Below are 22739 nucleotides of genomic sequence, written 5' to 3'. Positions count from 1 at the left end.
TGACCCATGGACCTGGTACTTGACCTGCTCTCGACCGTTTCCCGCTGGAGCCGCAGCAACCTGTCGGAGATTTCCCTGGCACTAGTAGGGTGCTTGCTGGTGTTGTTCGGCACCGACCTCAAGGGCTGGGTCGACCAGCGCCTGGGCGGCCTCGCCGGTGCCCTGCGCGTGCCGTTCATGGCGCTGCTGGTGATGATCGGCAGCGGTGCGGCGCTGATCTATGCCACGCCCTGGGTGGTGAAGGCGCTGGCGCAATTCAACAACTATGCGTTGGCGCCAGTGCTGCTGGTGGTGCTGGTACTCATCGGGGTGGTAGCCGACCGCCGCGGGTAACAGGCCGCAAAATGAAAAAACGCCCATTCCAGGGCGTTTTTTTCAGTCCAGCTTCTCGAACTTGAGGTCCCAGACCCCGTGCCCGAGCCGCTCGCCGCGGCGCTCGAACTTGGTGATCGGACGCTCCTCGGGGCGTGGCACGTAAGCACCATCCGCCGCCTGGTTGCGATAGCCTGGCGCGACCTTCATCACCTCCAGCATGTGCTCGGCATAGGGTTCCCAGTCGGTGGCCATATGGAACACGCCGCCCACCTTGAGCTTGCGCCGTACCAGCTCGGCGAACTCGGGCTGGACGATGCGGCGCTTGTGGTGTCGCGCCTTGTGCCAAGGATCGGGGAAGAACAGCATCAGGCGGTCGAGGCTGTTGTCGGCGACACAGCGGTTGAGCACCTCGATGGCATCGCAGTCGTACACCCGCAGGTTCTTCAGCCCTTGGGTCAGCACGCCGTTGAGCAGCGCACCAACACCTGGGCGGTGCACTTCCACGCCGATGAAGTCCAGCTCAGGCGAAGCAGCGGCCATCTCCAGCAGCGAGTGGCCCATGCCGAAGCCGATCTCCAGGGTGCGCGGCGCCGAGCGCCCGAACACCTGGTCGTAGTCTACCGGGCTCTCGGCCAACGGCAGGATGAACAGGGGGCCGCCCTGGTCCAGGCCGCGTTGCTGGCCTTCGGTCATGCGGCCTGCGCGCATCACGAAGCTCTTGATGCGGCGGTGCGGGCGCTCTTCGCCGTCGGCAGTGATCGGCGTTTCTTGCGATTCAGTCATCGGGGGCTCTTACTTGATCAGACCTTCCAGCGGCGAGGACGCGCTGGCATAGAGTTTCTTAGGCATGCGCCCGGCGAGGTACGCCATGCGGCCGGCAAGGATCGCGTGCTTCATGGCCTCGGCCATCAGCACCGGTTGCTGCGCGTGGGCGATTGCCGAGTTCATCAGCACCGCTTCGCAGCCCATTTCCATGGCGATGGTGGCGTCGGAGGCGGTACCCACGCCGGCATCGACCAGCACCGGTACTTTCGATTCTTCGAGGATGATCTGCAGGTTGTACGGGTTGCAGATCCCGAGACCGGTGCCGATCAGGCCAGCCAGTGGCATCACCGCGATGCAGCCGGCTTCGGCCAGCTGACGGGCGATGATCGGATCATCGCTGGTGTAGACCATCACGTCGAAACCTTCCTTGACCAGCACTTCGGCGGCCTTGAGGGTTTCGATGACGTTGGGGAACAGGGTTTTCTGGTCGGCCAGCACTTCCAGCTTCACCAGGGTACGGCTCTCGTGGGACTTGTGCCCTTCGAGCAGCTCACGGGCCAGGCGGCAGGTACGCACCGCTTCAACGGCATCGAAGCAGCCTGCGGTGTTCGGCAGGATGGTGTACTTGTCGGGCGACAACACGTCGAGCAGGTTCGGCTCGCCCGCATTCTGGCCGAGGTTGGTGCGGCGCACGGCTACGGTGACGATCTCGGCACCCGAGGCCTCGGTGGCCAGGCGGGTTTCTTCCATGTCACGGTATTTGCCGGTACCCACCAGCAGGCGCGACTGGAAAGTGCGCCCGGCCAGGACGAAAGGCTTGTCGCTGCGAACGTTGCTCATCGATGTTCCTCTGCAAAGGTTACGGGGCTTACGGGTGACTAGCCGGGGCGCGCTCAACCGCCGCCGATGGCGTGGACCACTTCGACCTGGTCACCCTCGTTCAACAGGGTGCTTTCGTGCTGGCTGCGCGGCACGATGTCCAGGTTCAGTTCCACCGCCACACGACGCCCGACCAGCTCCAGCCGGTCCAACAGGGCCGCGACGCTCTCGCCCGCAGGCAGTTCGTAAGGTTCACCGTTCAGTTGAATGCGCATGCGCACGGCCACCATCGTTCATTGGGGCCCGCATTCTAGCCCCGATCAGCCTTGCAACCCAAGGGCGACGCGCGCCATTAGTCGCGATTCTCGACCGCTTGGTCAGCCCAGGCGCCAGGCTGCCAACCCCAGGCACAGCCAGCCGGCGAGGAAGCACAGGCCGCCGATGGGGGTGATGATGCCAAGCTTGCCCAACCCGGTGAGGGTCAATACGTAAAGGCTGCCGGAAAACAGCAGGATACCGACTGCGAACAGCCCGCCCGCCCAACCGACCAGGCGGCCCGGCAAGTGCACCGAAAGCAGTGCGACCGCCAGGATCGCCAGGGCGTGGACCAGTTGATACGTAACGCCGGTGTGGAAGATCGCCAGGTAATCGGCGGTAAGACGGTTCTTCAGGCCGTGTGCGGCAAAGGCACCCAGGGCCACACCCGTAAAGCCAAAGAACGCGGCGAGCATCAGGAAGCTGCGAAGCATGGGACGACTCCTCGAGAGGGGTCTGTATAATGGCCCGTTCCATCGGTCCGGCCAAGCTATCGACATGCTGTCATCCCTGATCCGCCGTCTCGCCCGCGCCCTGCTCTGGTTCGCCGCCGGCAGCATCGTGCTGGTGCTGGTGCTGCGCTGGGTGCCGCCACCGGGCACCGCACTGATGGTCGAACGCAAGGTGCAGTCCTGGTTCAGTGGTGAGCCGATCGACCTGCAGCGCGACTGGACACCCTGGGATGAGATCTCCGATGACCTCAAGGTAGCCGTCATCGCGGGCGAGGACCAGCGTTTCGCCAGCCACTGGGGGTTCGACATCCCCGCGATCCAGGCCGCGCTGGCCCATAACGAGCGCGGCGGCAGTATCCGCGGCGCCAGCACACTCTCCCAGCAAGTGGCGAAGAACCTGTTCCTGTGGTCCGGGCGTAGCTGGTTTCGCAAAGGTCTGGAAGCCTGGTTCACCGGCCTGATGGAGCTGTTCTGGTCGAAAGAGCGAATCCTCGAGGTCTATCTAAACAGCGCCGAATGGGGCCCGGGCGTATTCGGCGCTCAGGCAGCGGCGCGCTATCACTTCGGCGTCGACGCCAGCCGCCTCACGCGCCAGCAGGCCAGCCAGCTTGCGGCAGTGCTGCCCAGCCCGCTCAAGTGGAGCGCCAGCCGCCCGAGTACCTATGTCGCCAGCCGGGCGGGGTGGATTCGACGGCAGATGAGCCAGCTCGGGGGCACCAGCTACCTGATGCAACTGGAGAGCGCGCGCAAGCCTTGATGCTCCTGACGCCCCACGTTACCAACAAAAAAGCCGCCTGCCCCGCGAGGGACAGGCGGCTTTTCAGTCAGGGCGCCGATCAGACCGTGATCAGTGCCTTGACCTTGCTCATCGCGTTCTTCTCGAGCTGACGAATCCGCTCGGCCGACACACTGTACTTCTCTGCCAGCTCGTGCAGCGTGGCCTTTTCCTCGGCCAGCCAGCGCTGATAGAGAATGTCGCGGCTGCGCTCGTCCAGGCCACTGAGCGCCTCATGCAGGTTGCTGTTGGAGTTATCGCTCCAATCGGCATCCTCCAGCTGCATGGCCGGATCGTAGCGGTGATCTTCAAGATAGTGCGCAGGCGACTGGAAGGCGCTGTCGTCGTCGGCATCGGCTGCCGGGTCGAAGGCCATGTCCTGACCGCTCAGGCGGCTTTCCATCTCGCGCACTTCCCGAGGCTCGACGCCCAGGCTTTCGGCGACACGGTGCACTTCGTCGTTGTTCAGCCAGGCCAGACGCTTCTTCTGGCTGCGCAGGTTGAAGAACAGCTTGCGCTGCGCCTTGGTGGTGGCGACCTTGACGATGCGCCAGTTGCGCAGGATGAACTCGTGGATCTCGGCCTTGATCCAGTGCACGGCGAAGGATACCAGGCGCACACCCATCTCGGGGTTGAAGCGCTTGACCGCCTTCATCAGGCCGACGTTGCCTTCCTGGATCAGGTCGGCCTGGGCCAGACCGTAGCCGGCGTAGCTACGGGCGATATGTACGACGAAACGCAGGTGGGCCATCACCATTTGCCGAGCGGCCTCAAGATCCTGCTCATAATAGAGACGCTCGGCCAGTTCACGCTCCTGCTCGACCGTCAGCAGCGGAATGCTGTTGACCGTGTGCACGTAGGCTTCCAGGTTTGCACCGGGCACCAGGGCATAGGCAGGTTGCAACGAAGTGGTCATTCAAGTACCTCCGACTCACTGGACTCGTGCCTTGTGGGCACTGCCATCATTGACCCGGAACCACGAAACAAGTTCCTGGATGAAAAAAAGTCAATGCTGGCAAGAAAGCATTATCGCGGTGCAAGCTCGTTCAAGTGGCGAGCGACCGCAATCCAAGCACCGATATACCCCAAGAGTACTGCACCAATCAAGAGTGACAGACCATCGGAGCCTGGCACCCCACCCAGGGCGAAGTCACTGTTGTACAGCCCGGAAAGCCCGACAACCGCGTCGTTCAGCCAGTTCAGGCCAAACGCCAGGATACCCCAGGCCAGCACGCCCGCACCCAGGCCATACAAGGCTCCCATGTAGAGGAAGGGGCGGCGTACGTAGCTGTCGGTGCCGCCGACCAGCTTGATCACTTCGATCTCGACACGGCGGTTCTCGATGTGCAGGCGAATTGTGTTACCAATTACCAAAAGCAGTGCGGAAATCAGCATGACCGCCAGGCCGAAGACAAAACGGTCACCCAACTTGAGAATCGCCGCCAGGCGCTCGACCCAAACCAGATCCAACTGCGCCACTTCGACCCGCGGCAACTCCGACAGGCGCTGACGCAAGGCTTCGAGCGCCGGCTTGTCGACTTCGGTCGGCGTCACCACCACCACACCGGGCAGCGGGTTGTCCGGCAACTCGCGCAAGGCCTCGCCCAGGCCGGATTGCTGCTGGAACTCCTGCAGCGCCTGCTCGCGGCTGACATAGGTCGCCTCGGCCACGCCGGGCATGCCCTTGATCTCATCGCGCAGCGCTTCACCCTCCTTGCTGCCCGCGTCAAGCTTGAGGTAGAGCGAAATCTGCGCCGCGCGCTGCCAGGAGCCGCCGAGCTTCTCGACATTCTTCAGCAGCAGCGACAGGCCCATGGGCATGCTCAGCGCCACAGCCATCACCAGGCAGGTGAAGAAGCTGCCGATCGGCTGCTTGCCCAGGCGGCGAAGGCTGTCGGCAAGGCTGGCGCGATGGCTTTCCAGCCAGGCGTTCAACAGAGTGCGGAAATCCGGGCCATCGTCGTCGTGGCCGCCGCGCTGTTTTTCCGGTTTCGTGTCGGCGGCCTTGGGCGCAACACGCTCGGAGACCTTTGGCGTACGCGTAGTGCTCATTGTCCGGCCTCCCCATCGCCGATCAGTCGTCCGCGCTGAAGCGTCAGCATGCGGTGACGCATGCGCGCGATCAGCGCCAGGTCGTGGCTGGCGATCAGCACCGTGGTGCCCAGGCGGTTGATGTCTTCGAACACGCCCATGATCTCTGCGGCCAGCCGCGGGTCGAGGTTACCGGTGGGTTCGTCCGCCAGCAGCAGCGCCGGCTGGTGAACGATGGCGCGGGCGATGCCCACACGTTGCTGCTGCCCGGTCGACAGATCAGCAGGGAACAGCTCGCCCTTGTCCGACAGCGACACGCGCTCCAGCGCCGAATCCACGCGCTTGGCGATCTCCATCTTGGACAGGCCGAGGATCTGCAGCGGCAACGCGATGTTGTTGAACACGGTGCGGTCGAACAGCAACTGGTGGTTCTGGAACACCACGCCAATCTGGCGGCGCAGGAACGGGATCTGCGCATTGCTGATCTGGCCCAGGTCCTGGCCGGCCAGCAGCAGCTTGCCGCTGGTCGGACGCTCCATCGCCAGCAGCAGGCGCAGCAAGGTGCTCTTGCCCGCGCCGGAGTGGCCGGTGACGAACAGGAATTCGCCCCGGCGTGCCCGGAAGCTCAGCTCATGCAGGCCGACATGGCCATTGGGGTAGCGCTTGGCGACCTGCTCGAATCGGATCATGGGTGCTCACGCTCGGCAAACAGGGCTTTGACGAAGGGTTCGGCCTCGAAGGTGCGCAGATCGTCGATACCCTCACCGACCCCGATGAAGCGGATCGGCAGGCTGAACTGCTTGGCCAGGGCGAAGATCACACCGCCCTTGGCGGTGCCGTCCAGCTTGGTCAGGGCCAGGCCGGTCAGCTCGACGCTCTGGTTGAAGTACTTGGCCTGGCTGATGGCGTTTTGTCCGGTCCCTGCGTCCAGCACCAGCAGGACCTCATGCGGCGCGTCGGCATCCAGCTTGCCGATGACCCGACGGACCTTTTTCAGCTCCTCCATCAGGTTATCCTTGGTGTGCAGACGCCCGGCGGTGTCGGCGATCAGCACGTCGGCGCCACGGGCCTTGGCGGCCTGTACGGCATCGAAGATCACCGAGGCCGAGTCGGCGCCGGTGTGCTGGGCGATCACCGGGATCTGGTTGCGCTCGCCCCAGACCTGCAACTGCTCCACCGCAGCCGCACGGAAGGTGTCACCGGCAGCGAGCATGACCTTCTTGCCTTCGAGCTGCAGCTTCTTGGCCAGCTTGCCGATGGTGGTGGTCTTGCCCGCGCCGTTCACGCCGACGACAAGGATCACATAGGGCTTGCTCTGGGCTTCGATCTTCAGAGGCTGCTCGACCGGGCGCAGCAGCGCGGCCAGCTCTTCCTGCAGCGACTTGTACAGCGCATCGGCGTCTGCCAACTGCTTGCGGGCGACTTTCTGCGTGAGGTTCTGGACGATCAGCGAAGTGGCCTCGACGCCCACGTCGGCAGTGAGCAGGCGAGTTTCGATCTCGTCGAGCAGGTCGTCGTCGATGACTTTCTTGCCCAGGAACAGGCTGGCCATGCCTTCGCCAATGCTGGCGCTGGTCTTGGACAGGCCCTGCTTGAGGCGGGCGAAGAAGCCGGGCTTGGACTGCTCGGTGGCGGCAACGGCGGCTTCTGGCTCGGCCAGGGCAGGCTCGGGCGCCACCGGTGCAGGCGTGACAACTACTGGCTCAGGCTCGATGACAACCGCCGCCACAGGTTCAGGGATCGCGACAGGGCGCTCGGGAATGGCTGGCGGTTCGCTCGGTTCCAGGTCAGGGACCAGCGCCACGGGTTCCTCGGCGACAGGCAATACCAGATTGCTGACTGGTGGAGGGGTTTCGACCTCGACAGGCTGCGCAGGCGTGGCCTGGGGAGTCTCTGCCGGTGCTGGCACTTCATCTGGCACAACCGGCACATCGGCGACAACCGGCTCGAGCGCAGCGACAACGGCCTGCTCGACGGGCGTGGATGGCGCTACCGGCTCGTTAACGGGCTGCTCGGGGGCTTGCGGCTGTTCGGCGACAGGTTGCTGCGGCTTCTTGCGAAACCAGCCGAACAGGCCTTTCTTTTCACCGGCCTCGGCCGGCGCTTTCTTGTCGTCGTTGGAACCAAACATGGAAGACGGCTATCTCAGGGTGGCGATGCACCATTATTGGGCATCGGGAATTCTCTATACGCAGAACAGACTCTCTTGAAGCCGGCTGGTTCATGCGCAACGTTTTGTCGTAGTGTCCTGTGGGCCAGAACGGCGACAGGCATGGTCGCCAGGCAACCGGATCAGTATCCTAGCACCTCCTGGCCCGCCTACGCTAAACCCCGCGGGCCGTCGTACAGGTTAACCATCGTATGAATGCTCTAGCCCGCCGCGCCGCTGGCCTGTTGCTCGGCACGCTCTGCCTGCCGCTTGCGGCCCTGGCCGCCGATACGCAACCGACCCACGAATTCATCCTCGACAACGGCCTGAAGGTCGTGGTGCGCGAAGACCATCGCGCGCCAGTGGTGGTATCGCAGATCTGGTACAAGGTCGGCTCCAGCTACGAGACACCCGGCCAGACCGGCCTCTCCCACGCCCTCGAGCACATGATGTTCAAGGGCAGCGCCAAGGTCGGTCCGGGCGAGGCCTCACGCATCCTGCGCGATCTCGGTGCCGAAGAGAACGCCTTCACCAGCGATGACTACACCGCTTATTACCAGGTGCTGGCCCGCGACCGCCTGCCGGTGGCCCTGGAGCTCGAGGCCGACCGTCTGGCCAGTCTGCGCCTGCCGGCCGACGAGTTCAGCCGCGAAATCGAGGTCATCAAGGAAGAGCGCCGCCTGCGCACCGACGACCAGCCCAACGCCAAGGCCTTCGAGCTGTTCCGCGCCATGGCCTACCCCGCCAGCGGCTACCACACCCCGACCATCGGCTGGATGGCCGACCTCGAGCGGATGAAGGTCGAGGAACTGCGCCACTGGTACGAATCCTGGTATGCACCGAACAACGCCACGCTGGTGGTGGTGGGCGATGTCACCGTCGATGAGGTCAAGGGCCTGGCGAACAAATACTTTGCCGCCATCCCCAAACGCGCCATTCCTCCCGCCAAACTGCCACTGGAACTGGCCGAGCCCGGCCAGCGCCAGCTCACCCTGCACGTGCGCACCCAACTGCCGAGCCTGATCTACGGCTTCAACGTCCCGGGCCTGGCCACCGCCAAGGACCCACGCAGCGCCCAGGCCCTGCGCCTGATCTCGGCGCTGCTCGACGGCGGCTACAGTGCGCGCATGCCGGCACGCCTCGAGCGCGGCCAGGAGCTGGTGGCCGGTGCCTCGAGCAGCTACAACGCCTTCACCCGGGGTGACAGCCTGTTCCTGATCTCGGCCACCCCGAACGTACAGAAGCAGAAAACCCTCGCCGACGTCGAGAAAGGCGTCTGGCAGTTGCTGGACGAGCTCAAGAACACGCCACCCACCGCCGAGGAGCTGGAGCGCGTGCGCGCCCAGGTCATCGCCGGCCTGGTCTACGACCGCGACTCGATCAGCAGCCAGGCCACCACCATCGGTCAGCTGGAAACCGTGGGCCTTTCGTGGAAGCTGATCGACAGCGAGCTGGACGACCTCAAGCGCGTCACGCCGCAGGACATCCAGGACGCCGCACGCACCTATTTCACCCGCGAACGCCTGAGCGTTGCCCACGTTCTGCCCGAGGAGTCCGCTCATGAGTGATCGCCGCGCCCCCCGCTATACCCTGTTCGGCCTCGGCATCCTGGCTGCGATCGTGGCGCTGGCCCTGCTGCTGGCCCGCCCGGCGCAACCGGACAATGCCGCCGGTCAGCCCGACAGCAACGCCGCACGCCCGGCCAATACCCTGCAGTCGCTGGCCGAGCTCGACGGCAAATCCCCCAGCCGGCGCCAACTGAACATCCAGAACTGGACCACAGCCGAAGGCACGCGGGTCCTGTTCGTCGAAGCCCGAGAGCTGCCGATGTTCGACCTGCGCGTGACCTTCGCCGCCGGCAGCAGCCAGGACGGCAGCGTCTACGGTCTGGCCGCCCTGACCAACGCCATGCTCAACGAGGGTGTGGCCGGCAAGGACGTCACCGCGATCGCCCAAGGCTTCGAGGGGCTCGGTGCCGACTTTGGCAACGGCTCGTATCGCGACATGGCCGTGGCCACGCTGCGCAGCCTGAGCGCCCCGGACAAACGCGACCCGGCGCTGAAGCTGTTCGCCGACGTGGTCGGCAAGCCAACCTTCCCTGAAGACGCCCTCAAGCGCATCAAGAACCAGTTGCTGGCCGGTTTCGAGTACGAGAAGCAGAACCCCGGCAAGCTGGCCGGCAAGGCGCTGTTCGCCAACCTCTACGGCAGCCATCCCTACGCTCACCCCAGCGACGGCACCGCCGAAAGCATCCCGGGTATCACCCAGGTACAACTGCGCGACTTTCACGCGAAGGCCTACGCTGCCGGCAATGCCGTGATCGCCCTGGTCGGCGACCTCAGCCGCAGTGAAGCCGAAACCATCGCCGCGCAGCTCTCCGCCACCCTGCCCAAGGGCCCGGCACTGGCCAGCCCTGGCGAACCGTCGCAGCCCAAGCCGGGCGCGACTCATATCGATTTCCCGTCCAAGCAGACCCACCTGATGCTCGCCGAACTTGGCATCACTCGCCAGGACCCTGACTGGCCGGCGCTGTCGCTGGGCAACCAGATCCTGGGTGGCGGCTCTTTCGGCACCCGCCTGATGAGCGAGGTGCGGGAAAAACGCGGCCTCACCTACGGTGTGTACTCGGTATTCAGCCCGATGCAGGTGCGCGGCCCGTTCATGATCAACCTGCAGACCCGCGCCGAACTCAGCGAAGGTACGCTCAAGCTGGTCCAGGACATCCTCGCCGACTACCTGAAGAACGGCCCGACCCAGCAAGAGCTCGACGATGCCAAACGTGAGCTGGCCGGCAGCTTCCCGCTCTCGAATGCCAGCAACGCGAGCATCGTTGGCCAACTGGGCGCCATCGGCTTCTACAACCTGCCGCTGACCTGGCTCGAAGACTTCATGCAACAATCCCAGGCGCTGACCGTCGAGCAGGTCAAGACGGCGATGAACAAGCACCTGGCGGTGGACAAGCTGGTGATCGTCACCGCAGGCCCGAGCGTGCCGCAAAAGCCGCTGCCACCGCCCACAGACAAACCGTCCGAGCAGCCGCTCGGCGTACCGGAGCACTGATGGCAAGACCGTCCAACCCCGCCCAGCCCCAAAGCAAGGGGGCTGGCCACCTGCGCATCATCGCCGGCGAATGGCGCAGCCGTCGCCTGGCGGTGCCCGATGGGGAAGGCCTGCGCCCGACACCCGATCGCGTGCGTGAAACCCTGTTCAACTGGCTGGCCCCCTACATCGAAGGCGCCCGCGTGCTGGACGCCTTCACCGGCAGCGGAGCCCTGGTGCTCGAAGCCCTTTCGCGCGGTGCCGAAGATGCCGTGGCACTGGACAGCAACCCTGCAGCCATCGCCAACCTCAAGCACAACCTCGAGCTGCTGCGCTGCCCCCGTGGGCAGATCCTGCAGATTGACGCCCTGCGTTATCTCGGCGGCCCGGCCAAGCAGCAGTTCGATGTGGTATTCCTCGACCCGCCCTTCCACAAGGACCTGCTGGCCAACGTCTGCAACCTGCTGGAGGAGCATCAGTGGCTGCACGAACAGGCCTGGGTCTATACCGAGAGCGAAACAGCGCCATCCAACCTGCCGATGCCCGGCAACTGGCGCCTGCACCGGGAAAAGAAGACCGGACAGGTGCATTACGCACTGTGGCAGCGGGGGTAACACCGGTTAATTAATTACCGCCTCCCCACCTCACCGATCATCGAGGCTGCTCCTGCCAACTCAATCAGGAGCAGCCCATGCCTCTAGCCCTTCCGAGCACCGCCGCTCGCGCCTCACACCTGCAGCACGCCACCCTGGCCAATGGCCTGCGCATCTACCTTCAAGAAGATCACCGCGCACCTCTGGTCAGCGTACAACTGTCCTTACACGTCGGTGCCAGCCATGAGCCAGCCGGCAATTCGGGGCTTTCCCATGCCTTGGAACACTTGGTATTCGATGGCAGCAGCAAACTGGCCCAGGGCGAGTACATTTCCTTCATGAACCGACTGGGCGCTTCGCCAAATGCCTTCACCGACAGCGACAACACCTATTTTCCGTTGACCCTGCCGGCCAGCCGCCTTGAAATCGCCCTGGAGGCCCTGGCCGACATCACGTTCCGCCCGACGCTTGAAGCGTCGGCCTTCACCAAGGTCCTGGAGATCGTCAAGGCAGAGCGGCGCAGCCATGTAGAGGGGACAGCCCTGGGCCGTGCCCTTGAGGCACACAAAACATTTTGTTATGGCAACGGAGCATACGCCACTCCCGTCATCGGGCGCCCAGAAGACCTGGACGCGCTGACAATCGACACCGCACGCGACTGGCACCGGCATTGGTATCACCCGAACAACGCCACGCTCGTGGTCGTCGGGGCCACGGACATGCCTCGCTTGCGCGAGCTGGTCGAGCGCCATTTTGGCGCCTTCGAGGCTGCCGAACTTCCGCCACTCAAGCCGCTGGAAAGAACCGCAGCATCTGGGCGGCGCACGCAGACACTGCGTCTCAAGGGGCTGACAGAGGGATTGCTGGTGAGCTTCGGCGTCCCCAGCCTGGCCACAGCGCCCTCCAACGAGGAGGCTTGCGCACTGCAGTTGCTGCCGAAATTGCTGGGCAAAGGTGCTAGCGCCTTCCTGCGCCAGCGACTGTTGAGCGACGAACTCATCTTGCTCAACTTGTCAGTGGACTATGACGCATTCAAACGCGCAGACAGCCTCCTGGAAATTCGGGCCCATACCAACACGTCCATAGGCACGCCTGCCCAGGCGCTCGACAGGATCATGCAGGAAATCGCCACGCTCCATCGCACCCCCTTCACTGAAAGGGACCTCAATCGCGCCAAGGTGCAATTCATGTCGAACAAGGTCTTTGCCCGCGATGACATCGCCAACCAGGCAGAGACCATCCGCCGCTACGCCGTCTGTGGCCTGGACCCGCACCTTTTGGAGCAGGAGCGACAAACGCTCGAAGCCGTGACCGTAGAACAGGTTCGCCAGGTGGCAAGCCTTTATCTGACCGAGGACCGGCTGATGGCCACCTTCATGCTCGAGGAGACGAATGATGAATGACATCCCGACAGGACTCACTAGCGCACAAGGCCTGAACCTCAATGCATTCGAGCAGATCAGCACCTCGGTGCAATCATGGCGGAACGATAACGGCACACGCGTGATGTTCGTGGAAACGCGGGGGCTGCCGATAGTGGATATCAAACTACGCTTCAAGGCAGGCACCTCGGCCGACCAGGACCACCATGGCCTCGCGGCCGTGACCTTGCACATGCTCGACAAAGGCAGCGACGGTCTGGAGGCGGCCGAACGGGACAGGCGGATGCAGGAACTGGGGGCCATCGTCAGCAAGGATATACGCCTCGATCACGCAACGTTCTCCCTGCGCACACTAAGTGCACCTGAAATTCTCACCCCCGCCGTGACACTGCTCGCCTCCATGCTCGCCCACCCCGACTTCCCGGCCGACGCACTCAAAACAATTAAGACCCGAGTCAACGCTCAGGACGGGGCGTGGCGAAAATCGCAACACTGGCAACCAGTAATCGAGCTGTATCACCACCTCTACCAAGGCCACCCCTATGAAAGCGTCTTGAGCACCCCTGAGCACGTCGACGCATTGACCGTCGATGACCTGAAGGCATTCCATCGCAAGGCGTATTGCGCGAGTAACCTGGACATCGCGATTGTCGGCGATCTATCCCGGGAGGCGGCCGTCGCCCTGGCGCAGGACATCAGCTCGGCATTGCCCCAGGGGTGGACGGCCGCACACCTGCCACCGGTTCCCTCGTCAGTGGCGGCAACACGGCACCTGCCCTGGAGCGTACCCAACATCCTCGCTCAGTTGACACTGCCCATGAACGTGCCGCCCACCGAGGCCGAACATCTCCCGCTGCAGTTGGCCAACGAAGTGTTAGGTGGCGGCTTCAGCTCCCGCCTCATGCAAGAGCTCCGGCAACGCCTGGAACTGACCTACCACATCGACTCGGACTTCACAGCATCCAGCACCGCTGGCAGGTTATCGATCAGATGGGACGTCAAACCGCAGCATCTCCAGACCAGTGTCGAGCTGGTGGACGCCCTGTTGCTGGCATTTGCTCAGGAAGGGCCAACGCTGGAAGAACTGCAACTGGCGCAACAGAGGCTCGCAGGTAAATGCCTCAAGGAGGTCGCCACGAATGGCCAGCTTGCCGAGCGCTTGGCCTACCTTGCCAGTCACGACCTGCCAGACGACTACCTCGACACCTACACCGATCGGTTGCGCGAACAAACACCTGCAGTCGTCCACGAGGTGATCCGACGTCGATTCGACCTGGACCGCAAGATACTGATCACTGTGGGCGGGCCTGCCGACCAGCAACCACTCGCACCCTCGCCCAGCGACCAATAGCACAGGCATGACGGCGGGGTTTCATGGCATTCTAGGCAGGCACATCACGAGTTCCAGCATGTCCAGCCACGCCTTCACCTTTCGCCCCGCCGTCGGGCTGTCCAATCCGCACCTGCAGACCCTGTGGGGGCCGCTCTGGCGCAAGCCCCCAAGGCTTGAGCGCAGCCGCGAACGCCTGTGGCTGGCCGACGGCGACTTCCTCGACATGGACTGGCACGGCCCGCATCAGGCAGACACGCCGCTGGTGCTGATCCTGCACGGCCTGACCGGTTCCTCCGACTCCCCTTACGTAAAAGGCCTGCAGCAAGCGCTGCAGGCGCGTGGCTGGGCCAGCGTCGCGCTGAACTGGCGAGGCTGCTCCGGCGAGCCCAACCTGCTTGCCCGCAGTTATCACTCCGGCGCCAGCGAAGACCTGGCCGAAACCATCCGCCATCTGCGCGCGCAACGACCATTGGCGCCGCTGTATGCCGTGGGCTACTCGCTGGGCGGCAACGTGCTGTTGAAGTACCTGGGCGAAAGTGGCTCGGCCAGCCAGCTCGAAGCGGCGGTGGCCGTGTCTGTGCCGTTTCGCCTGGATCAATGCGCCGACCGCATTGGCATGGGTTTCAGCAAGGTCTACCAGGCGCACTTCATGCGCGAGATGCTGGCCTACGTGCAGAACAAGCAGCGGCACTTCCAGGCCCGTGGCCACAGCGAAGGGCTGGCCGCGCTGGAGCGCCTGGGGCCGCTACGCAACCTGAGGACCTTCTGGGATTTCGATGGCCGGGTGACCGCGCCGCTCAACGGTTTCAGCGATGCCCACGACTACTACCGCCGCGCATCGAGTCGCTATTACCTGGGGGAAAACCGCACACCGACGCTGATCATCCACGCACAGGACGATCCGTTCGTGTTCGGCCACAGCCTGCCGGTGGCGCAGGAGCTGGCACCGCAGACTCATTTCGAATTGCACCGCCGTGGCGGGCACGTGGGCTTTGTCGACGGCAGCCTGCGTAATCCGGGGTATTACCTCGAACGCCGGATTCCGCAGTGGTTGCTGGAAGGACGCTGACGCTGGGTCGCCTCAGTCGCCGGTAGCGACACCATGCTTGGGATCGTTGATCCATTCGCTCCAGGATCCTGCGTACAGGCGTCCCAGCGGGTATCCCGCCAGTGCCAGGGCAAACAGGTTGTGGCAAGCCGTGACGCCAGAACCGCAATACGCGACCAACTGTTCCGGCGCACGCCCCGCCAGCTTCTCGGCGAAGCGCTGCTTGAGCTGCTCGACCGGCAGGAAACGCCCGTCCGCACCGAGGTTGTCGGTGAACGCCGCGCACTGCGCGCCGGGAATGTGCCCGGCAACAGGGTCGATCGGCTCGACTTCACCGCGAAAACGCGGCAAGGCGCGGGCGTCGATCAAGGTCAGATCGGCGCTGCCCAGGCGCTTGGCCAGGTGCTCGGCATCGATCAGCAGCTTCGCATCGGCCTTACCCTCGAAGTTGCCCTCGTGGTGCACTGGCGGGTCCAGGCTCAACGGCAGGTGCGCGGCATGCCAGGCCTTGAGGCCGCCGTCGAGGATGAACACCGCATCGCGCTTGCCCAGCCAGGCCAGCAGCCACCAGGCGCGGGCTGCGAAGGCACCAGGGCCGTCGTCGTACAGCACCACCTGGCTGTTATTATCCAGGCCCCACTTGCGCAGGCGCTCGATCAGAAGGCTAGGCTCAGGCAGTGGGTGACGGCCGGTCTGCCCCTTGACCACAGGCCCGCTCAGGTCGCGCTCCAGGTCCGCGAAATGCGCACCGGCGATATGCCCCTCGGCATAGCTGCGCTGGCCGTAGTCCACATCCTCCAGGGCGAAGCGACAGTCGAGGATCACCAGCCCCGGCGAGTCCAGACGCTCGTCCAGCTGCTGCGGGGTGATCAGTTGCGCAAGGGGCATGACAATCTCCTATCGATGGCTCGAAAGGCCCGGATCAATGTTCCAGGGCCTGGTTGAACGGAACGTGAAATTCGCTGCACAGCGCATCCACGGCGGCGCGGGAGCTGGCGGTGACGAACCCCAGCTCCAAAACCAGCACCTGATAGACGCCGCGCTTGAAGGCTTCTTCACCCAGGTGCGCGGAATGCTCGCGGGTGGTGCTGAGAAAACGCACCCAGGAGGTGAGCACGATCCAGGCATTGATGGTCAGCGACTCGATCTGGGTCGGCAGCATGTTCAAGATGCCCGCTTCGACGAAGCCACGATAGATCGCCTGACCCTGCTGCAGGCAACGCTGGGAGAAGCGCCGGTAACGTGCGGCCAGCTCCGGGTCGCTCTCCAGCAGGTGCTCGAGGTCGCGGTGCAGAAAGCGATAGTTCCACATCGCCGCGAGCAATGCCTTGAGGTAGAAGCGCTTGTCCTCGACGGTGGCCGCCCGGCCTTGCGGCGGGCGCAGGAAGCTGTCCACCAGCTCTTCGTACTGGCTGAACAGCAACGCGATGATCGCCTGCTTGTTGGGGAAGTGGTAGTACAGGTTGCCGGGAGAGATTTCCATGAACGCGGCAATGTGATTGGTGCTGACGCTGCGCTCGCCTTGCTGGTTGAACAGTTCGAGGCTGCTTTGCACGATGCGCTCACGGGTCTTCATGCGCGGGGCCATGCGGGTATCCAGGTCTGCGGGCTTCGTATGACGAGCCATCTTACGGTTTATTCCACGGGCGGTGCACCCCGCGGACATTCACAGATCGACGCCGATTAGAGTATAAGCTCGAGAACTCGCCCCTCTGCGCGGAGCTGCCATGCGTTCGTCCACAGCCATGCCTCTTGAGCCATCCGACCTTGTTCTTGAGCAGTTGTTCGCCGAGCAACGCCAGGCCTTCGCAGGCAACCCCATGCCGCCCGCCGCGCAGCGTATCCAGTGGCTGAAAAGCCTGCGTGAGGCCCTGGTTGCAAACCAGCAGGCGCTGATCGAAGCCGTCGATGCCGACTTCGGCGGGCGCAGTGCCGATGAAACCCTGCTGGCCGAGCTGCTGCCATCCGTGCAGGGCCTGCGCCATGCCGAGCGTCATGTGCGGCGCTGGATGAAACCTGCCCGGCGCCGCGTCGGCCTGGCCTTCCAGCCGGCCAGCGCGCGAGTGCTGGCGCAACCACTGGGGGTGGTGGGCATCATCGTGCCGTGGAACTACCCGCTGTTTCTGGCTATCGGCCCGCTGACCGGTGCCCTGGCGGCGGGCAACCGGGTGATGCTCAAGCTCAGCGAGGCCACACCACGTACCGGCCATGCCCTCAAGCAGTTGCTCGAGCAGGTTTTCCCTGGCGACCTGGTGAGTGTGGTGCTGGGCGAGGTCGAGGTCGGCCAGGCCTTTGCCCGCCTGCCCTTCGATCACCTGCTGTTTACCGGCGCCACCAGCATCGGCCGCCAGGTCATGCTGGCCGCCGCGCGCAACCTCACGCCGGTCACGCTCGAGCTGGGCGGCAAGTCGCCCGCCATCGTCTCCCACGACGTGCCACTGGCCAGTGCCGCCGAGCGCATTGCCTTCGGCAAGACCCTCAATGCCGGGCAGACCTGCGTGGCACCCGATTACGTGCTGGTCCCGCGTCAGCGCCTGGACGACTTCGCGCAGGCCTATCGACGGGCGGTGCAGCGCCTTTTCCCACGCATCGCAGACAACCCCGACTACAGCGCGATCATCAACCCGCGCCAGTTGCAGCGCCTCGAGCGCCTGCTCGCCGACGCCCGCGACAAAGGCGCCCAGGTACTCGACCTGTACCCCGACGAGCCGCGCCAGGGCCGCAGGCTGCCACCTCATCTGCTGCTGGATGTGAACGACGACATGCAGGTGATGCAGGACGAAATCTTCGGCCCATTGTTACCGCTGGTCGCCTATGACGCGCTGGATGAGGCCCTGGCCTACATCAATCAGCGCCCACGCCCGCTGGCGCTGTACTACTTCGGTTACGACCGCAGTCAGCAGGCGCAGGTGCTGCAGCACACACACTCCGGCGGGGTGTGCCTGAACGACACCCTGCTGCATGTCGCCCAGGACGACTTGCCCTTCGGCGGCATCGGCCCCTCTGGCATGGGTCATTACCATGGTCGCGAAGGTTTCCAGACCTTCAGCAAAGCCAAGGCGGTACTGGCCAAACAGCGTATCAACGCCGCCCGGCTGATCTACCCGCCTTACGGAAAAGCCCTGCAGCGCCTCGTATACAAGCTGTTCATCCGCTAAGCGCAAAGGGCGCATGACAGCCAATGGCCGTACTGTCTATAGTGCCATCATCCGGTCGCATGACTTGGCCGGGCAGCAGTCGCTGCGCTACCATCCGACTCCCCAACGCACTCCAGCCAGGATGACGCGATGAACCGAGTGTTGTACCCGGGCACTTTCGACCCCATTACCAAAGGCCATGGCGATCTGGTCGAGCGCGCCTCGCGGCTGTTCGATCACGTGATCATCGCCGTGGCGGCCAGCCCCAAGAAAAACCCCCTGTTCCCGCTGGAACAACGGGTCGAGCTGGCCCGCGAGGTCACCAAGCACCTGCCCAATGTCGAAGTCATCGGCTTCTCCTCCCTGCTGGCGCACTTCGCCAAGGAACAGGGCGCCAACGTGTTCCTGCGGGGCCTGCGTGCGGTGTCCGACTTCGAGTACGAGTTCCAGCTGGCGAACATGAATCGCCAACTGGCGCCGGACGTCGAGAGCCTGTTCCTCACGCCGTCGGAGCGCTACTCGTTCATTTCCTCGACGCTGGTCCGCGAGATTGCGGCGCTGGGCGGGGATATCACCAAGTTCGTCCACCCGGCGGTGGCCGAGGCGTTGACCGTACGCTTCAAGAAGTGATCGCAGCGGCCTGAGTTCGGCTTTGTACGCCACGTCGCCAACCGGCACTTGCGCGACAAAGCCTCGCGCCCGCGTGCACTGCGGGCGTTAATGCGGCACAATTGTGCCCATTGCTTTGATACATGCCCGGGCGCCGAGCCCCGGCCGGAGTCCCAATGTCCCTGATCATCACCGACGATTGCATCAACTGCGACGTCTGCGAACCCGAGTGCCCGAACGCCGCCATCTCGCAAGGCGAAGAGATCTACGTGATCGACCCGAACCTCTGCACCCAGTGCGTGGGCCACTATGACGAACCCCAGTGCCAGCAGGTTTGCCCGGTTGACTGCATCCCGCTGGATGAAGCCCATCCGGAAACCGAAGACGAGCTGATGGCCAAGTACCGCCGGATCACCGGCAAGGCCTGATGCCGTTCGTCGCCGCGATTGGCCGCGCATTGCTCGGCGCCGCACTGGCGCTGCTGGCCACCGCCGCCCTGGCGGACGGGCCCGGGCGCGCCGCCATTGCCAGCCCCCACGCCGATGCCACTGCAGCGGCACGAGAGGTTCTGGAGCAGGGCGGCAACGCGTTCGATGCCGCCATCGCCATCAGCGCCACGCTGGCGGTGGTCGAGCCCTATGGCTCGGGGTTGGGCGGCGGCGGTTTCTTCCTGCTGCGCGAGCAGTCCGATACTGCGCACTACCGCTTCCTGGATGCCCGCGAGCGCGCGCCGGGTGCCGCCACCCCAGGCATGTACCTGGAAGACGGCAAGGTCCGGCAGGGGCTTTCGATCAACGGTGCGCTGGCGGCGGCCATCCCAGGTCTGCCCCAGGCGCTGGCAGATCTCGCGGCGACCCACGGCAAACTGCCGCTCAGGGACAGCCTCGCGCCAGCCATCCGCCTCGCCAACCAAGGCTTTGCCGTAGACCGCATCTACCGCGATCGCGCGACCATGCGCCTGAACGCGCTGCGTGACGACCCGGAAAGCGCCCGGCTGTTCCTGCGCGAGAACCAGGTCCCCGCCCTGGGCAGCGTGATCCGCCAGCCGGAACTGGCCGCCACCCTGCAAGCAATGGCCGATCGGGGGCGCGACGGTTTCTACCGTGGGACGGTTGGCCGCCAGCTTGTCGAGGGTGTGCGCCGCGCTGGCGGTGTCTGGACCCTCGACGATCTCGCCAACTACCGCACGGTCTGGCGCCAGCCACTGCGCTATCCCCTGGCAGACCAGCGCGAGCTGATCAGCAGCCCACCGCCATCTGCCGGCGGCGTGGCCTTGGCGCAGAGCCTGGCGATGCTCCAGCGCCTGCCTTGGCAGAGCGCAGAACCCGTGCAACGCAGCCACTATGTGGTAGAAGTCCTGCGCCGCGCCTACCGCGATCGCGGCCTGCTCGGCGACCCGGACTACGTCACCAACCCGATCAACCGCCTGCTGGCACGCCACTATCTGACCGGACTTGCCGACAGCATCGACGTGCACGATGCCACGCCCAGCAGCGCCCTGCCGCCCGCGCCCGCCTGGCGCGAGGGCGACCACACCACTCACTTCAGCGTGATCGATGCCACAGGCAATGCCGTGTCGGCCACGCTGTCGGTCAACCTGCCCTTCGGTGCAGCCTTTACCGTACCCGGCAGCGGCGTGGTGCTGAACAACGAGATGGACGATTTCGCCGCCGACCCCACAGGCAGCAACAGCTACGGCCTGGCCGGCAGCCAGGCCAATGCGGTGGCCGCGGGCAAGCGCCCACTGTCGAGCATGAGCCCAAGCTTCATCGAAAGTCCGTCACAGTTCGCCAGCTTCGGCACGCCCGGCGGCAGCCGAATCCCGAGCATGGTGCTGCTGTCGATGCTCGGCTTTCTCGAAGGGCGGCCGGTGAACGAATGGCCGGCGATCCCCCGCTATCACCATCAGTACTTGCCAGATGTGATCGAGCACGAGCCCGGCACCTTCGATGAGAGGCAGAAAGCCGCGCTGCGTGCACGCGGCTATGAGCTCAAGGATGTGCAGCGCAGCTATGGGAACCAGCAGGTGCTGTACTGGGACAAACGCGCCGGGACGCTCGAGGCGGCCAGCGATCCGCGCGGGGTCGGTGAGGCCGCAGTGCTGGAGTGACCCGCAAAGCTGCGGCGCGCTGAATGGCTGTTCGCCGAACGAATCTCAGCGCTGACAGCGCGGGCAGAACACGCTAGCGCGCTGCCCCAGCTTCACGTCCCGCAGCTCGGTCCCGCACACCTTGCAGGCCTCACCGCCACGCCCATACACGAACAGTTCCTGCTGGAAATACCCCGGCTGCCCATCGCCACCGATGAAATCGCGCAACGTGGTGCCACCACGCTCGATGGCCGCCGCCAGCACGCGCTTGATCTCGATCGCCAGCTTCAGATAACGCGCCCGGCTGATCCCGCCCGCCTCGCGGCGTGGATCGATGCCCGCGGCGAACAGCGCCTCGGTGGCGTAGATGTTGCCCACCCCCACCACCACGGCGTTGTCCATGATGAACGGCTTGACCGCCATCGACCGCCCGCGTGACAGCTGGAACAACCGCTCGCCGTCGAACAGGTCGGTCAATGGCTCCGGCCCCAGGCGCACCAGCAGCTCGTGACCCAGCGGGTCCTGGCTCCAGAGCATGGCGCCGAACCGACGCGGGTCGGTGTAGCGCAGCATCAGCCCCGACTCCAGCTCGATGTCCACATGTTCATGCTTGGCCGCCGGCAGCCCGAGCTCGACCAACCGCAGGTTGCCAGACATCCCCAGGTGGCTGATCAAGGTGCCCACCTCGGCGTTGATCAGCAGGTACTTGGCCCGCCGCTCGACGCTGACGATGCGCTGCCCGGACAGGCGCACATCCAGATCCTCGGGGATCGGCCAGCGCAGGCGCCGGTCACGCACCACCACGCGGCTGACCCGCTGGCCTTCCAGGTACGGCGCGATCCCGCGCCGGGTGGTCTCGACTTCTGGCAACTCAGGCATGGATCAGTGGCCACTCATTTCACGGATGTTCTGCTTGAGGCTCTCGAAGTCGTACTCCGACAGCCCGATGTAGTCCAGCACCAGCGGCCCGACGACGTTCCACTCGTGGTCGACGCTCTGGTTGCCCAGCACGCGGTACGACGCACAGATGTGTTCGGCCATTTTCAGCACCGCCAGCAGGTTCTTCAGCTGGGTCTGGGTGTTGCGTGAAGACTCGTCGCGGAATACCGCCAGGGCGTTGTGGTGGTTGGCGATGGCCGCGCTGATATGCTCCGGCAGGCGCCACGACTTGGCGGTGAAGTAGCCCACCACCGAATGATTGGTGTTGAACGCGCGGTTCTCGGTGTCCACCACCCGCGTTTGTTCGTCGGCCTTGGCGTAGGCGTCCTCCAGCACTTCCATGTAGGTCGGGAAGCGCTTGAGCATCAGCGGCACGCCGCAATCATGGAACAGGCCAAGCGTGTAGGCCTCGTCCACCGCCTGGATGCCGGTGCGCTTGGCCAGGGTCAGGCAGGTCATCGCGACGTCCTGGGCGGTGTCCCAGAAGCGGTTGAGGGTGACGATGGTTTCGTCGCTCATCTCGCCCTTGATCGACTGCGCGTTGATCAGGTTGATGATCGAGCGGCTGCCCAACAGGTTTACGGCGCGCTGGATCGAGCCAATCTTGTTGGCCAACCCGAAATGCGGGGAGTTCACCAGCTTGAGCAGTGCACCGGACAGACCAGGATCCTGCGCTATCAGCTTGGCGATCGTCTCCAGGTCCGGATCGGGCATGTACTGCTCGAACTGCAGGTCCACCATGATCTGCGGCTGCGGCGGAATGGTGATGCCTTGCAAGGCTTGCTGGATCTGTTCGGCGGAAAGTTCCTGGGACATGGGTACACACTCGGAAATGACGAGAGATTCTAACCCTGTACTCCTGCAGGGCACCAACCACTGGATCGTTCCCTGGGCGGTTAACTTTAGCCGCGATGAGGCCGACACTTCATCCAGCCCACCAGCGAACCCC

The 22739-nt window shown here is 64.5% G+C and carries 24 protein-coding genes; 12 read left to right on the top strand and 12 right to left on the bottom strand.

The window, feature by feature from the left end:
* The first annotated feature begins 6 nt into the window (after nt 1-6).
* Nucleotides 7-333 (top strand): DUF3392 family protein, encoded by a 327-nt coding sequence (locus AC2CGW_RS20220; protein ID WP_054891168.1) that lies wholly within the window; start codon nt 7-9, stop codon nt 331-333.
* Nucleotides 334-375: 42 nt separating this feature from the next.
* Here AC2CGW_RS20220 and trmB read toward each other — a convergent pair whose 3' ends face one another.
* The 4 genes from trmB to AC2CGW_RS20200 all read right to left on the bottom strand — a co-directional run bounded on the left by trmB (nt 376) and on the right by AC2CGW_RS20200 (nt 2648).
* Nucleotides 376-1098: a tRNA (guanosine(46)-N7)-methyltransferase TrmB gene (trmB, locus tag AC2CGW_RS20215; RefSeq protein WP_186665587.1), complete on the bottom strand. Its 723-nt coding sequence runs from the start codon at nt 1096-1098 to the stop codon at nt 376-378.
* 9 nt (nt 1099-1107) lie between these two features.
* Nucleotides 1108-1920, bottom strand: coding sequence for a thiazole synthase (locus AC2CGW_RS20210; RefSeq protein ID WP_186665585.1), 813 nt, complete (start codon nt 1918-1920; stop codon nt 1108-1110).
* Between the two features lie 53 nt (nt 1921-1973).
* On the bottom strand, nt 1974-2174 hold the full coding sequence (thiS, locus tag AC2CGW_RS20205) for a sulfur carrier protein ThiS (RefSeq protein WP_186721488.1): 201 nt from the start codon (nt 2172-2174) through the stop codon (nt 1974-1976).
* A 102-nt stretch (nt 2175-2276) separates the two neighbouring features.
* Nucleotides 2277-2648 (bottom strand): DUF423 domain-containing protein, encoded by a 372-nt coding sequence (locus AC2CGW_RS20200; protein ID WP_054891165.1) that lies wholly within the window; start codon nt 2646-2648, stop codon nt 2277-2279.
* 64 nt (nt 2649-2712) lie between these two features.
* Here AC2CGW_RS20200 and mtgA point away from each other — a divergent pair, with 64 nt between their 5' ends.
* Nucleotides 2713-3423 carry a monofunctional biosynthetic peptidoglycan transglycosylase gene (gene mtgA, locus AC2CGW_RS20195; RefSeq protein WP_186665584.1) on the top strand — a complete coding sequence of 237 codons (711 nt, stop codon included), beginning with the start codon at nt 2713-2715 and terminating at the stop codon, nt 3421-3423.
* A gap of 79 nt (nt 3424-3502) precedes the next feature.
* Here the strand turns inward: mtgA and rpoH are convergent, their stop codons facing one another.
* The 4 genes from rpoH to ftsY form a co-directional block, all read right to left on the bottom strand.
* Nucleotides 3503-4357, bottom strand: a complete 855-nt coding sequence (gene rpoH / locus AC2CGW_RS20190) for an RNA polymerase sigma factor RpoH (protein WP_186665582.1) — start codon at nt 4355-4357, stop codon at nt 3503-3505.
* Nucleotides 4358-4467: 110 nt separating this feature from the next.
* The gene (ftsX, locus tag AC2CGW_RS20185) at nt 4468-5493 is read right to left on the bottom strand and encodes a permease-like cell division protein FtsX (RefSeq protein WP_186721490.1); all 1026 of its coding nucleotides are present in this window, start codon (nt 5491-5493) and stop codon (nt 4468-4470) included.
* Entirely contained in the window at nt 5490-6161 is a 672-nt protein-coding gene (gene ftsE, locus AC2CGW_RS20180) for a cell division ATP-binding protein FtsE (RefSeq protein WP_484574488.1), read from the bottom strand. The genes ftsX and ftsE overlap by 4 nt, the downstream gene beginning before the upstream one ends.
* Nucleotides 6158-7603, bottom strand: a complete 1446-nt coding sequence (ftsY, locus tag AC2CGW_RS20175) for a signal recognition particle-docking protein FtsY (RefSeq protein ID WP_484574487.1) — start codon at nt 7601-7603, stop codon at nt 6158-6160. The genes ftsE and ftsY overlap by 4 nt, the downstream gene beginning before the upstream one ends.
* Before the next feature lie 230 nt (nt 7604-7833).
* Here ftsY and AC2CGW_RS20170 point away from each other — a divergent pair, with 230 nt between their 5' ends.
* From AC2CGW_RS20170 to AC2CGW_RS20145, 6 genes are all read left to right on the top strand, one after another.
* Nucleotides 7834-9189 (top strand): M16 family metallopeptidase, encoded by a 1356-nt coding sequence (locus tag AC2CGW_RS20170; protein ID WP_054891160.1) that lies wholly within the window; start codon nt 7834-7836, stop codon nt 9187-9189.
* Nucleotides 9182-10681 (top strand): M16 family metallopeptidase, encoded by a 1500-nt coding sequence (locus tag AC2CGW_RS20165; RefSeq protein WP_288376452.1) that lies wholly within the window; start codon nt 9182-9184, stop codon nt 10679-10681. Before AC2CGW_RS20170 ends, AC2CGW_RS20165 begins: the two co-directional genes overlap by 8 nt.
* Nucleotides 10681-11274 carry a 16S rRNA (guanine(966)-N(2))-methyltransferase RsmD gene (gene rsmD, locus AC2CGW_RS20160; RefSeq protein WP_186665570.1) on the top strand — a complete coding sequence of 198 codons (594 nt, stop codon included), beginning with the start codon at nt 10681-10683 and terminating at the stop codon, nt 11272-11274. The genes AC2CGW_RS20165 and rsmD overlap by 1 nt, the downstream gene beginning before the upstream one ends.
* A 77-nt stretch (nt 11275-11351) precedes the next feature.
* Nucleotides 11352-12656: a M16 family metallopeptidase gene (locus AC2CGW_RS20155; protein ID WP_484574486.1), complete on the top strand. Its 1305-nt coding sequence runs from the start codon at nt 11352-11354 to the stop codon at nt 12654-12656.
* The gene (locus AC2CGW_RS20150) at nt 12649-13986 is read left to right on the top strand and encodes a M16 family metallopeptidase (RefSeq protein ID WP_484574485.1); all 1338 of its coding nucleotides are present in this window, start codon (nt 12649-12651) and stop codon (nt 13984-13986) included. Before AC2CGW_RS20155 ends, AC2CGW_RS20150 begins: the two co-directional genes overlap by 8 nt.
* 58 nt (nt 13987-14044) lie before the next feature.
* Nucleotides 14045-15037, top strand: a complete 993-nt coding sequence (locus AC2CGW_RS20145) for a hydrolase (RefSeq protein WP_186665565.1) — start codon at nt 14045-14047, stop codon at nt 15035-15037.
* A 12-nt stretch (nt 15038-15049) separates the two neighbouring features.
* On the opposite strand, the gene AC2CGW_RS20140 is transcribed toward AC2CGW_RS20145, so the two are convergent.
* Nucleotides 15050-15904, bottom strand: coding sequence for a sulfurtransferase (locus tag AC2CGW_RS20140; protein ID WP_186711559.1), 855 nt, complete (start codon nt 15902-15904; stop codon nt 15050-15052).
* Between the two features lie 34 nt (nt 15905-15938).
* Nucleotides 15939-16604: a TetR/AcrR family transcriptional regulator gene (locus AC2CGW_RS20135; RefSeq protein ID WP_186666097.1), complete on the bottom strand. Its 666-nt coding sequence runs from the start codon at nt 16602-16604 to the stop codon at nt 15939-15941.
* 139 nt (nt 16605-16743) lie between these two features.
* On the opposite strand from AC2CGW_RS20135, the gene AC2CGW_RS20130 reads away from it, so the two are divergent.
* The 4 genes from AC2CGW_RS20130 to ggt all read left to right on the top strand — a co-directional run bounded on the left by AC2CGW_RS20130 (nt 16744) and on the right by ggt (nt 20872).
* Complete coding sequence (locus AC2CGW_RS20130; RefSeq protein WP_484574484.1) at nt 16744-18174, top strand: coniferyl aldehyde dehydrogenase; 1431 nt, start codon at nt 16744-16746, stop codon at nt 18172-18174.
* Between the two features lie 129 nt (nt 18175-18303).
* Nucleotides 18304-18783 carry a pantetheine-phosphate adenylyltransferase gene (coaD, locus tag AC2CGW_RS20125; RefSeq protein ID WP_063541647.1) on the top strand — a complete coding sequence of 160 codons (480 nt, stop codon included), beginning with the start codon at nt 18304-18306 and terminating at the stop codon, nt 18781-18783.
* A gap of 155 nt (nt 18784-18938) precedes the next feature.
* Nucleotides 18939-19190 (top strand): YfhL family 4Fe-4S dicluster ferredoxin, encoded by a 252-nt coding sequence (locus AC2CGW_RS20120; protein WP_011531711.1) that lies wholly within the window; start codon nt 18939-18941, stop codon nt 19188-19190.
* A complete protein-coding gene (ggt, locus tag AC2CGW_RS20115; RefSeq protein ID WP_484574483.1) occupies nt 19190-20872 on the top strand; it encodes a gamma-glutamyltransferase in 1683 nt (560 codons plus the stop codon). The genes AC2CGW_RS20120 and ggt overlap by 1 nt, the downstream gene beginning before the upstream one ends.
* Nucleotides 20873-20917: 45 nt before the next feature.
* On the opposite strand, the gene mutM is transcribed toward ggt, so the two are convergent.
* Entirely contained in the window at nt 20918-21730 is an 813-nt protein-coding gene (mutM, locus tag AC2CGW_RS20110; protein ID WP_063541651.1) for a bifunctional DNA-formamidopyrimidine glycosylase/DNA-(apurinic or apyrimidinic site) lyase, read from the bottom strand.
* A 3-nt stretch (nt 21731-21733) separates the two neighbouring features.
* Nucleotides 21734-22552 (bottom strand): HDOD domain-containing protein, encoded by an 819-nt coding sequence (locus AC2CGW_RS20105; RefSeq protein WP_186666095.1) that lies wholly within the window; start codon nt 22550-22552, stop codon nt 21734-21736.
* Nucleotides 22553-22739 lie beyond the last annotated feature (187 nt).

This window comes from Pseudomonas sp. SYWMCR5 (assembly GCF_057197165.1).
The sequence above is the reverse complement of the archived record's forward strand: the minus strand, read 5'-3'. Positions and strand labels throughout refer to the sequence as shown.